The organism is Planctomycetota bacterium (genome assembly GCA_018242585.1).
GTDB lineage: Bacteria > Planctomycetota > Planctomycetia > Pirellulales > PNKZ01 > JAFEBQ01.
The window spans coordinates 38,729-50,339 of sequence record JAFEBQ010000016.1 but is presented as its reverse complement, the minus strand read 5'-3'; the positions used below and the strand labels follow the sequence as shown (position 1 = coordinate 50,339).

8 protein-coding genes are annotated in these 11,611 nt (G+C 63.0%); 1 reads left to right on the top strand and 7 read right to left on the bottom strand.

All coding sequences use genetic code 11. The features are described from left to right. Window positions 1–24: 24 nt before the first annotated feature. From JSS27_08985 to JSS27_08960, 6 genes are all read right to left on the bottom strand, one after another. Window positions 25–1,647, bottom strand: a complete 1,623-nt coding sequence (locus JSS27_08985) for an Rne/Rng family ribonuclease (GenBank protein MBS0209073.1) — start codon at window positions 1,645–1,647, stop codon at window positions 25–27. Window positions 1,648–2,352: 705 nt separating this feature from the next. Then, a complete protein-coding gene (gene ptsP, locus JSS27_08980; GenBank protein MBS0209072.1) occupies window positions 2,353–4,095 on the bottom strand; it encodes a phosphoenolpyruvate--protein phosphotransferase in 1,743 nt (580 codons plus the stop codon). A gap of 107 nt (window positions 4,096–4,202) precedes the next feature. Continuing rightward, window positions 4,203–4,481: an HPr family phosphocarrier protein gene (locus JSS27_08975; GenBank protein ID MBS0209071.1), complete on the bottom strand. Its 279-nt coding sequence runs from the start codon at window positions 4,479–4,481 to the stop codon at window positions 4,203–4,205. A 99-nt stretch (window positions 4,482–4,580) separates the two neighbouring features. Then, window positions 4,581–5,057, bottom strand: coding sequence for a PTS sugar transporter subunit IIA (locus tag JSS27_08970; protein MBS0209070.1), 477 nt, complete (start codon window positions 5,055–5,057; stop codon window positions 4,581–4,583). Between the two features lie 248 nt (window positions 5,058–5,305). Further along, complete coding sequence (gene raiA / locus JSS27_08965; protein MBS0209069.1) at window positions 5,306–5,656, bottom strand: ribosome-associated translation inhibitor RaiA; 351 nt, start codon at window positions 5,654–5,656, stop codon at window positions 5,306–5,308. Between the two features lie 351 nt (window positions 5,657–6,007). After that, window positions 6,008–8,512, bottom strand: coding sequence for a hypothetical protein (locus JSS27_08960; GenBank protein ID MBS0209068.1), 2,505 nt, complete (start codon window positions 8,510–8,512; stop codon window positions 6,008–6,010). A 749-nt stretch (window positions 8,513–9,261) separates the two neighbouring features. Here JSS27_08960 and JSS27_08955 point away from each other — a divergent pair. Continuing rightward, the gene (locus JSS27_08955) at window positions 9,262–9,741 is read left to right on the top strand and encodes a tetratricopeptide repeat protein (protein ID MBS0209067.1); all 480 of its coding nucleotides are present in this window, start codon (window positions 9,262–9,264) and stop codon (window positions 9,739–9,741) included. Between the two features lie 77 nt (window positions 9,742–9,818). On the opposite strand, the gene JSS27_08950 is transcribed toward JSS27_08955, so the two are convergent. Next, entirely contained in the window at window positions 9,819–11,507 is a 1,689-nt protein-coding gene (locus JSS27_08950) for a M28 family peptidase (GenBank protein ID MBS0209066.1), read from the bottom strand. Window positions 11,508–11,611: the final 104 nt, after the last annotated feature.

Here is an 11,611-nt window from a genome sequence, read left to right as displayed (position 1 = left end):
GGCGTGCTCCGAACCTTGAGTCGCTTAGGGGTTGAACTTCAGCTCGCGACCCAAGGCGTCGAAGCATTCGACCACCAGGTGTTCCGGCGCGACGGCCTCGCGCCCCATGATCTGGATATTCACCTTGTGATCTTCTTCCAACTGGGTCAACTCGCGTCGTTTGCGGTTGTTCAGGTACGTGGCCACTTCGTCGAACACCGTGACCGTCACCCGCGCGATGTCGGGCAACTGGCAAGCCATGATCAGCAAGCGAACCGACTCGATCGCCATGCTTTCCGCCGTCTTGACCACGCCGGTACCGGTACAACTGGTGCAGTTGCGGAACAGGCTCCGCTTCAAGCTTGGGCGAATGCGCTGGCGAGTCATTTCGATCAGCCCGAACGGACTCGTACGGAGGATCTTGGTTCTAGCCCGGTCGCGTTTCACCGCGTCGGCCAAGGCGCGTTCGACGCCGCGGCGATGCCTTTCGCGCCGCATGTCGATGAAATCATTGACGATCACGCCCCCCAGATCGCGCAGGCGAAGCTGCCGGGCGATTTCCCGGGCGGCCTGCAAGTTCATCTGGTAGGCGGTCTCTTCGGCGTTGTCCTGAGCGCGGAAGTTGCCGCTGTTGACGTCGATGGCCACCAGCGCCTCGGTCTGGTCGATGACAATGCTGCCCCCTTGCTTCAAGGGGACCGAGCGCTGGTAAATGCTCGAAATCTCCTCGTCGAGCTTGTACTTGTGGAACAGCGGCTCCTTGCCTTCGTACAACTGCAACCGGTGGACGTAGCGCGGCATGACTAGTTGCAGGAATTCCTTGGCCCGCTCGTAGGCTTGCGGTTCGTCGATGTAAATGGCGTCGACTTCGGCGGTGAAGATGTCGCGAATGGTCCGGATGATCATGTCGCTTTCTTCGTAGATGCCGCCGGGGCCCGACTGCTTCTTGATGCGGCGGACGATCACCTTCCACAAACGAAGCAGGTAGGCCAGGTCGCGCGACAGCTCTTGCTTGGTCCGCTCGATGCCGGCCGTGCGGACGATGAAGCCGACCCCCTTGGGCGGGTTCAGCTCGTGCATGATCGAGCGCAGCTTGCGGCGGACGTCTTCGTCTTCAATCTTGCGCGAGATGCCCGTGCGACCCAGCGCCGGCATCAGCACCACGTAGCGCCCTGGAATGCTGATGTAGGTCGACAGGGTCGGCCCCTTGTTGCCGATCCCTTCCTTGATGACCTGGACCAGCAGTTCGTCGCCGCGGCGGAGAATGTCCTGGATCGGCGGCTTGACCCGCGGGCGGCCGCCGGGACGTTGGGCGCGACGCCGGGTGCGAGTGCGACCGTCGTCCCCTTCGTCGATGTCCTCGCCGTGATGGCCGTTGTCGTCGTCCCCTTGCTCGTCGATCGGGCGATTGGGGTCGAAGCCCCCTTGGCGGAAGTATTGCGCCTCGATGTCGCTGATGTGCAGAAAGCCGTTGCGGCCGACGCCAAAGTCGACAAAGGCGGCTTGGATGCTGGGTTCGATGTTGACCACGCGGCCACGGTAGATGTTGCCGACGTAGCCTTCCTGGCTACTCCGTTCGATGTACAACTCTTCGAGCACGCCGTCCTCGACAATGGCGATGCGGCATTCCTCGGGCTGCGAGACGTTGATGAGCATCTCTTGCTTCATGACCGTACTTTCTAGACCGGCAATTGTGGGGGCGATACGCAAGCGCCAGGGACAGCGGCGACGGCGCGGTGCGCTCGGTCGCATGCTGGACGAAGAGGCGCGGGGAACCGGCGGCCAAACAGGCCGGGCCGGTTCGACTGGAGTCAGTGGCGGAACATCGTCCGCGGCAACGAGCGCCGCAGCCGGCAAAGACGCCCGATCGCGGCCCCGCCTGAGGCGTGCGGCGATCGGCGCAGGTGGCATGCCGCTCGAGCCGGCGCGCCGTGCCAGGGCGCGACTCGGATGCTGGCGCGCAATCGCCGACCGGCGCCACTGGCGGGCGCGCCAGGGCGAGTCGACCTGCGCCAATCGTCTGCGAGCAGTTTGTCTGCACCAGTTTCACTCCGGAACCGGTTGCCGCGGCGGCCCGGCCCGATTTGCGACTTGCGCCCAGCGGTCACCTCCGTGCGAAGTGTCGCGGCGCAAAAGTCGGCGGGGCATGGCGCACCAGCGCGTGGCAATTAGCCGAGTCGGGACAACGGTTCCTGGTTTGCTTTGCCGAGTTCGGGCGAACTCGTTACTGACCAACGGTTTCATATCGCATCGCTCCGCGCGTGCCGAACGCGGCGGAGGTCGGTTCGATCGGATCATCGAGATTGATGAACGATGAACGCGCGGAGCCGTCGCAACTGCGACGATGCCGCGCGAGCATCCTTCACCCTCCCATCACCAGTCGATCCCCCCGTGGATGCGGTTCAATTCCTCTTTCAGGTAATTCTTAATATCGCGCGCGTGCTCCAACGTGAGCGCTTTCTTGGCCACCACTTCGCATTGCGGAATGCTGACGTGGCGAATCAGTTGCTTGATCTCGGGAATGTTGTGAGGGGCCACGCTCAGTTGCCGCAGGCCCAGGCCCAACAGCAGCATGGTGTAAATCGGGCTGCCGCTCATCTGTCCGCACAAGCTGATCGGCACGCCTGACGCCACGGCCGGACGAACCGCCATGTCAATCAGCTTGATCACGGCCGGATCACTGGCCGTGTACAAACTGGCCACGTCCTTGTTGCTGCGATCGACGGCCAGAGTGTATTGAATCAGATCGTTGGTGCCGATGCTCAAGAAGTCGATCTCTTCGACAAAGTGATCGATCATCATCACGGCGGCCGGCACCTCGACCATCATGCCGATGGCCAAATCGCGATCGAACGCCACGCCATGCTCGTCCAGGTCTTCCATGATGTCGGCCAGAATCATCTTGGCCTGGCGCAGCTCGAGCACCGTGGCGACCAGCGGGAACATCACGCGGACCCGCCCCAGCACGCTGGCCCGCAGAATCGCCCGCAACTGGGTGCGAAACAGCGGCAAGTTGCGCAGCGACAGCCGGATGCTCCGCAGCCCCAGGAACGGATTGCGATCCTCGTCCAACGGCTCGTCGTGCGGCACCTTGTCGGCGCCCAGGTCGAGGGTGCGAATCGTGACCGGTCGGCCTTGCATTTGCTGGACGACGTGGGCGTAGGCCTGGTAGTGATCTTCCTCGTCGGGAACCTTCTCAGCGCCCAGGTACAAGAACTCGGTGCGATACAACCCGATGCCGTCGGCCCCTTGCTGCAGACACAAGCCGACCTCGTGCGGAAACTCAATGTTCCCGAACAGCGCGACGTTGACGCCGTCGGCGGTTTGCGCCGGCAGATCGCGAATCGAGACCAGGCTAGCCGCGCGGGTGCGATTGTCTTCGATCTCTTGCTTGTAGCGTCCCAGCGTCTCTTCGTCGGGGTGCAGGATCACCAGTCCCTGGTGCCCGTCGATGATCACCGTGTCGCCCCCCGACACATCGGTTAGGAACGGCCCGGTGCCGACCACGGCCGGAATGCCCATGCCTTCGGCCACGATGGCGGTGTGGCTCCCCGCGCCGCCGATCTCGGTGACAAAGCCGCGGACAAACTGCCGGTCGAGGGTGGCCGTCTCGCTGGGGGTCAGGTTGTGGGCCAAGACCAGCACCGGCGAGGTGAGGCGAGAGATTTCCTCGCGGCGGCGGCCAAGCAGGCTGCGCAACAGGCGTTTTTCGATGTCGACGATGTCGTTGGCCCGTTCGGCCATTTGGGTGTTTTCCAGCGACTGGAACACCTTGGCGTAACGGCGCAACGTGCGGCTGACGGCGTACTCGGGCGAATAGTGCCGCTCGCGAATCAACTGTTCAAGTTCGGCGCGCAGCTTGGCGTCGCGAAGCATCTGCAGGTGGGCCTCGAAGATGGCGCCGTAACCGGCGCCGAGTTCCGAGCTAACCGTGTCGCGATTGCGCTCGATCTGGTGGGCGGCGTCGTCACACGCCAACTGCAGACGTTCGAGCTCGGAGTCAACGGCATCGCGCGACAGAAAGCGCCGCGGGATGCGGAAGCCTTCGTTGCCCAACACCAGCGCTTCGCCAATGGCAATGCCCGGCGAAACGGCAATTCCTTGCAGACGTTGCATGGTTGTTCCACAAGCGAGCCCGGTGGGTTTGCGCCAGCGTGCTCGCTCGACTGCCGCGGCCCGTCCCGCCTGGGGGGACCGGCGCGCGGATGTATCGGGTTAATTCGCTATTCTTCGCCGAACGTGCTAGAGACCAGCTCGGCCAGCGCGTCGACCGCCGCTGTCGCGTCAGCCCCCTCGGCCTCGATCGACAACTCGGTTCCTTCGGTGGCCGCCAGCGTCAGGATGCCCAGAATGCTTTTGGCGTCGACTCGCTCGAAACCTTTGACAATGACAATGTTCGAGGAAAACTTCATGGCGAGTTTGACCAGCAAGTCGGCCGGCCGCGCATGCAGGCCATTGGGGTTTTTCACCACCGCCGCCCGCGTTTGCTTCAGCTCGCTCATATGCACAATCTTGACTCGCGGTGTTCGACCGACGACGTTCGCCAGGTCGCGTGGGCCACTGGACCCCAGGGTAAAGCTGGCCAGTGGTCCTTGGCCTGGCTAGACGTTGAACTGATCGTTATCGGCTTCGTCGAGCAACGTCAGGATGTCTTCCGTCGACCTGGCCTGCTTGAGGAACTTGCAAAAGTTGTCGTTGCGCAACTTGCGCGAGACATACTCCAGCGCTCGCAGGTGGTCCCCCGGCCGGTCGGGCGGCGAGACCAGCAAGAACAGCAGGTGGACCTTCTCGCCGTCCAGGCTCTGAAAGTCGACGCCTTCGCTGCTGACGGCGACGGCACCGGTCAGCTTGGTGACGCTGGGATGCTTGGTGTGCGGCACGGCCACGCCGCGGCCGATGCCCGTGCTGCCCAGCTCTTCGCGCTTGAGAATCGCCTTGACGATGCTGTCGGGTTGATCGGCGGGCAGATTGCCGGCCGAGAGCAACGATTCGACCATTTCGCGAATAACATTCTCTTTGACATCCGCCTCCAGGTTCGCCTTGACGGCCTGGCGGGTCACGAAGTCGGCAAACTTCATGCACCCACTCCTTTCTATTTCGACGTTGATGTATGCGATGCTCGACTTCGACCGTGGACCGGTGGTCCGTAATCGCTGTCGAGCGTGTGATGTTCTCTGAAGTTCGTACGGTTCGAGGCGGCGATGGTTGCCCAGGGGGTCATGCGCCACGCGGTTCGCCGAGTCGGGCACAGGGATGTTACGGCGGCCCGACCCGCTCGATTAGATTACAAGGCGACGGCCCCGTAAAGCGCCAATCGTCGCAGCAGTTAGGAACCTTCGGCTTCTTGCTCCGCGGCCCCCTGTTCGGCGCTGGCCTGCCGCAGGCCCGGCCCGCGGTGGTGATTCTGGACCTTTTCCTTGTACTTGCGCAATTGCTGCTCGATCTTGTGCATGGCGCCGTCGAGCGAGGCCATCAGCTCGCTCCCCTGCTCGGTCGCCACGAAGTCGTGCTTATGCTCGGCCGACAGCTTGAGATCGACCGTCGGGTTGTCCCGATCTTCCAGGTCGACCGTCACGTCAATGGCCATCAGCCGCTCGAACAACCGCGTCATCTTTTCTAGCTTGGCTTTGATCTTGGCCTGGGTCGCGTCGCTCAAATGGCCATGACGCGCCGAAATATTGATCAGCACCGCAACACTCCCGTTCTATCTGAATTGGGCTGCCGCGCCGGCGACCCCATGCCAGGGTCAATTCCGGTGCGTTTGAAGCAGAGAGATCACGCCTGCGGTCAACGGCTCCCAAGATGGGCCCGGACCAGCCGTTAAGGCGACAGCGTTCCCCCAAAGGCCGCATTCTACCTGCCAGCGGGAAAACCCACAAACGCAAACCTTAAGTCGACGATTCATGGCCTTTTACGGCAAATCACCCTTGGAGGGCTCCGCCGAATGGCCACGGCGGGCACCCCCATTGCCTGGGGGGATTGTCTCCAAGCTGACTGGGCCGCCGCACATCTCGCCACCACCCCCGCTTTAGCGCGAGAACAATTGGCCGGTTTCGATCTTTTGCTTCCACTTCACGACAAACGGCTGGCGCTTCGCCACCGTGTCGTCCGGCCGGTAGAACAAATCGGTCCCGGCCATCCGCTTGAGCGTGCCAATGCTGAGCACCCGGAACTCGAGATCCTCGTGGTCCAGGTAGCGGACCAATTGCATGCCGCCCCCCGACTGAATCTGGTCCGGCGTGTAGCCCCACAACATCCGGTACAGCTCGAGCCCCTTGGCGCCGTAGTGCTTCTCGAACGCCTTGCGCACCTGTTCGGCGTGTTGCGGGCTGCGACCGATCGCGTCGCGCAAAGCGTCGATCACTTCTGGCCAAAGAGACCGCTGGGTCCGCTCCTTGAGCGCCAAGACCAGCGGGTTGTAATCGTCCAACCGGGCCAAGGCTTGGAGCGAGAGCAACACGTTCTCTTGCTTGCGACCGGTGGCCGCTTCTTCCTGCAGCGCCTGGCTGATCGGACGATCCTGGGGCAGCAACTTGGGCAGCTCGGCGCTGGCCCGTATTTGCGTGGCGCTGCGTTCTTCGCTGGTCAACCAACGAGGCATGCCCGCCTGCTGGGTGGTCGACGACCCCATTAACACACGCCGCACCGGCGCGGCCAGCTTCTCGGTCTTGCCCGTCGCGTCGGTCCAGGAAATCTGACCGGTAAAGGCGTAGAGTACCGCTTCGACCGGACCAGCTTGCTTCTCGGGATCGGTTCCTTCCAGGTGCAACCGATCGACATCCAGCGCCGCCGCCGAGTTCTGGTCGGCCAGCACGAGCCTCCCAGGTTGACCATTGATCACCACGTTCAGCGCCGTCTCGGGTCGAGCAGCCTCAAGCACCATGATCCGTCCTTCGACCAGTTCCACGCCAGGCACTTTCTGCGGATCGTTGGGCAACAACTTGACTTCGGCACCACCCAGCAAGTCGACTCTCACGCCGGCCGTCATGGCCAGCTTGGCGCTGTAGCTCGGCAAACAGAGCAGCCGATTGCCGCTGAGCACCGTGGCCTTGCCCAACATGCGTTCCCACTGCAACGGCCCATTGATCGCGCGCACCAGCAGGTCCGATTCATTCATGTACTGACCGACCCCCTCTGGCGCAGCCGGGGGAACCACCACGGGCTGAGCCACGGGGGCCGCTGCTCCCGACGCGACGCCCGGCGTGCCGGCATTCATCGCCACCGGTCCAATCCCCGGCGCAGGTGGCGCAGGAATGGCGCTGCCCGGCGTGGCTGGCGTCCCCGGGATTGCGGGCGTTGTGCCTGGGATACCCGTCGGCGGGGTGGTGGCCACCGGCGGTGGATTCGGCGCCATGCCCGGCGCTGTCGGAGCTGTACCGGGCGCGGCAGGTGCGGCACCAGGCACCACTACTGGCGGCGCGGTTCCGGGTGGCAAAGACGCTGGCTGGGCGACTGTTCCCGGCGCGGCGGGTGTCCCGGCGGCAGGTGCCACTGTCGGCGTGCCGGGCGTCGGCGCGGTTGGCACATTAGCGGCCGGTGCGGTCGGAGAAGTTGGCGCTGCTGGTGTGGGCACTGCTGTCGTCGGTGCCGTGGCTGCTGGCGTCGTCGGCATCGAGGCGGGCTGCTGCAAGCCGCCGGGTATCTTGCCCGCGTCGTCCAGGCCGGGGACGACATTCAAGTCCTTCGACGTGGTCTGGCCCGTCATGGTGGCTGTCGGCAAATCGGTTCCCTCGGTCGGCGGGTTTGAACTGGCAAGCCACGACTGCAACTGCTCGCCGTTGAGCAGCACGCCGATCGCCGCTCCGACCACGATGAACAACAGTAACGCCGCGATCAGCCGGCCCCTGGAACCACGCCGCGGAGTGGACTCGCGCAGGTATTCAGGCACCTCGATCTGTCGGCGCGCGGGACGCAAATCCGCCTCGCTGGGAACCGTCTCGGGCACTGGCGCGGTGTCGGTCGCCACGGCCGGCACGCGCGGCGTGTCGCGCGGCGGAATCGGCGGCGGAGTCGGCGCCACGCGGCGCGGCGCTTCGGCTTCGTGCTCGACGGACGCGGCGATCGACGACGCAGCTTCGCCACCGGCGGCTGAAGAAGCGCTGTCAGCCTCGGCGGGAGCGGCACTACCGGCGGCGTCATGGGCGGCCGCCTGCGACGGCAAGGCGTACATCCGCTGGCGAATCGCCGGCTCGATCTCGGCCGGCTTGTCGAGCACCAAGGCCAATACCTGGTGCGAAGCGGCGACCTCGGCCAGGTGAATGTCCGACTCCAGGCAGATGCGCTCGAAGTCGGGCACACGCTCGGCCGAGAGTGAATTGTCCAGGTACTCGGCCACCGTGTTGGCGTCGAGCGCCAAGCCGCGACCTTCGACCTTGGGCGCGCCCAGCCGGAGTCGGCGCGTGACGTCGCGGATGCGATGCACCAGCGTCGTGGCGAACTCGCTCTCCTTGACCTTGCTGGCAATCTCCTGGGAATCGCCCGGCTCGAGGTTCTGGTCCAAGTAGGCCAACAGGGTTCGCAAGGTCAATCGCATGGCATTCGCTCGTCGAGGGCTGTGTCAGTTAATGTCGAAGTCGTCAGTTAATGGCAAACGTGATTCGGCGGGGCAAGAACACGCCAGCCCGCGGAAACAAATGGAGAGTGGGCTGGCATCCTCAATAGTGGGTGCCAGCAGTCGAATCCGTGCGGTGGCGGCCTAGATTTCACAAAAAACAGGTTCGCGGCGTGCTGGCTTCGAGGGCGCGAATTATGCTGCAACTAGAAGGGGCGCAAGACGATCGCCCCAGCCGAAAGCGGAACCTGGCCGCTTGTCAAAGGGCCGTGACGGAGGGGAGAAAATGACGAAATTTCGCCCGTCCACGAGCAAATTGATTGTGCGGGCCCGAGCGGGCGAGCCGAAATCTGATACTAGCTGCATCGCCGATGTTGTCATAACGCCACCGCCCACGTTGCCAGAAGTCGTCGTCGCCCGCTCGCTGGCTCGGTTTAATCGCCAAGCCAAGCGCGAACGACACCGCCAGCCAGGGACCGTCTCGAGCGTTGACTCGGTTGTAGCGGCGCGCCACGGCGCGCTGCCAGCTTTACGCAATCGATTCATCGCGTCGTGCGGCACCGCAAATCCGCTCGCCGGGGGCGCGGCCACATTTGGGATTGGCATAAGTGTGAGATAAAATTAAATATAGAAAGGGTTCGTGAGCCAGGGTCGCCAACACACGCCTGCGCGGCCGGCTTCAGGGGACAGAAACGATGTTGTCGGGCCATCGAGTACGGTGCCAGCGAATCATGCGCGAAGCCGAGGGCTACCTCGAGCTGGGACTGCCGCAGCTTGCGCTCGATCGACTGGAACGGATGAAAGACCCCGGCACGTTCCGCGGCCATCAGCTATCGCTGATGGGCGAGGCGCTCCGCTCGCTACAGCGCTACGAGCAAGCGGTCACCGTCCTGGAAGAAGCGACCGACCTGACCCCCAGCAATCTGCACGCCTGGCTGACGCTGGGTTGGTGCTTGAAGCGAAGCCGCCGGCTGGACCAGGCGATTTCGGCCCTGGAACGGGCACGTGACGTGTCCCCGACCGAAGCGATCGTCCACTACAACCTGGCCTGCTACTACAGCCTGGCCCGCCGCAAGAGCGAGGCCCTGTCCTGCTTGCAACGGGCCATCGAGATGCAGCCCGACTACCGGGACGCCATCGGCGACGAGCGGGACTTTGACCCACTACGGGCCGACCCCGACTTCCAGGCCCTGATGACGATTATCGTCTAGCGGCTCGTCGTTTGCATTTCCGCAACGTGATCCAGCGACCTACAAGAAGTATCTGGAAAGGTGCGAGGGCGAGTCCTTCAATGGCGAGCCCTTGCCGTGGCCTTCACAGAAACATTTCGCGTTGGCGCGTCAAGCTTCACGACATGCGTCACTCCGTCTCGCTCAAATTGCAACTCCAGGGGCAGCGATCGTCTTTCGATAAGTTGCTGGAACTCCTCGTCGTTCAGAAAGCCGAGGCCATCGACCCGGTAAATGCGATCGGTCAAGCGCAATCCCGCCCGATCGGCAGGAGAATAGGGAACTACTTGCACCAGGATGATGGCTGTTGGATCGGCCGGATCGACACGCCAGGAAATGCCGATGCGAACTGGCTCTCCGTGGAGGTCAACCGTGCGAAGTTCGCTCGCGCTGTCGTCAGCTCGTTGAACAACCACGTCAATTGACGGTGGCGCCATGACAATCAGCGAGTCAAGATCCACACCTTCGCCGAGCTGATTGCCGTCGACACTTAAGAGGGTGTCTCCTTGACAAAGCCCAGCCCGTTCCGCCGCTGAGTTCGCGTTGACGCGCGTGATCAGTAACCGGTCGTTGTCGCGGCTGTATTTCCACTCGATTCCCAGGCGGCCGGGGGGAGCCGCGACCGGACTTTCGATGGCGCCGCGCAGGGCCGACGTTTCGGTATGCACCGAGGTACGGAATGCCGGAACCTGCGGCAGGTCGGCGACGGCTCGTATGGTGTCTGCGACGAGACGCGTAATCTTGGCCATGCCCGCGTAGTCCAATTTGTCGGCGTCGTCACTGGGGCGATGATAATCGTCATGTAAGCCGGTATGGAACATTAACACTGGAATATCGAATTGATAGAAGGAATAGTGATCGCTGTTTTTTTTCAACTTCCAACAAAAATCCAGTGGTAGCGTCGCATGGTCGTTTTGTTCAACGACCAGCCGGCGCAGGCCCGCTTGCGAACGCCAGCCGATAACTTCTAGCTTCTTGTCACCGAGCCGACCAACCATATCGAGATTGCACACAAACGTCACCTGATTGAGCGGCGTAGTCGGATGCGCGGTCCAGTAGCGAGACCCTCGCAGCTCTTCTTCTTCGCCGTCCCAGAGTGCAAACAGAATCGAGCGCCGGGGGGCACTTGGCAGCGACTGGAACGCCTTGATGACCTCTAGCAGCACGGCCACTCCGCTGGCGTTGTCATCGGCCCCGTTGTGAATTTCACCGATACCCCCTCGACTGTTGCTTTTGTTGCCGTAGCCCACATGGTCAAAATGCGCGCAGACCATGACCACCTGATCTTTCACCGTGGGGTCCGACCCGGGAAGCAATCCCAAAATGTTTTGGCATTGATTGCCAAAGGCCTGGTAATAGCCCTGTCGGCGATCTCCCATCGGGAGGAGGTCGAAGTTCTGGAACTTCGTCAACAAGTAATAGGCCGCCGCATGCCCACCGCGGCTTCCGGCGGCGCGTCCCTCGAAGATGTCGTTGGCTAACGTCTCGACAACGTCGCGAAGGGCGTCCTGGTCGTTCGCCGCTATCGTCCGGTCGCCGGACTCTTTCTCCGCGGCGCGCAGTGGTGGCAAGGAGGCGCCCCAGGTCAAAGTCAAAGCCAGAACGAACCAACGACGCAGGTGAATCGGCGCTCTCGCTGGGACGAAGCCGCCGTGCGGCCAGCGACAAGACGCGCGTAGGCAGGCAAAAACAACGTCGATCAACCCAATTGCAGCGGAGGCAACGGTGACTAGGCAGACTCCGATCATGGCATATTCCTGTTCCGGCTATGACGTCAATCAAGGTGTGCGGCAGAGCCAAACCGCGCACTCTCGGTGTGGCGCCGATGCTGGTGATCACGGGCTTGGATTGG

Bases quoted from the DNA above. Each gene is read 5' to 3' on its own strand.
- JSS27_08985 (MBS0209073.1), bottom strand. From the start codon at position 1,647: ATGAAGCAAGAGATGCTCATCAACGTCTCGCAGCCCGAGGAATGCCGC.
- ptsP (MBS0209072.1), bottom strand. From the start codon at position 4,095: ATGCAACGTCTGCAAGGAATTGCCGTTTCGCCGGGCATTGCCATTGGC.
- JSS27_08975 (MBS0209071.1), bottom strand. From the start codon at position 4,481: ATGAGCGAGCTGAAGCAAACGCGGGCGGCGGTGGTGAAAAACCCCAAT.
- JSS27_08970 (MBS0209070.1), bottom strand. From the start codon at position 5,057: ATGAAGTTTGCCGACTTCGTGACCCGCCAGGCCGTCAAGGCGAACCTG.
- JSS27_08960 (MBS0209068.1), bottom strand. From the start codon at position 8,512: ATGCGATTGACCTTGCGAACCCTGTTGGCCTACTTGGACCAGAACCTC.
- JSS27_08955 (MBS0209067.1), top strand. From the start codon at position 9,262: ATGCGCGAAGCCGAGGGCTACCTCGAGCTGGGACTGCCGCAGCTTGCG.
- JSS27_08950 (MBS0209066.1), bottom strand. From the start codon at position 11,507: ATGATCGGAGTCTGCCTAGTCACCGTTGCCTCCGCTGCAATTGGGTTG.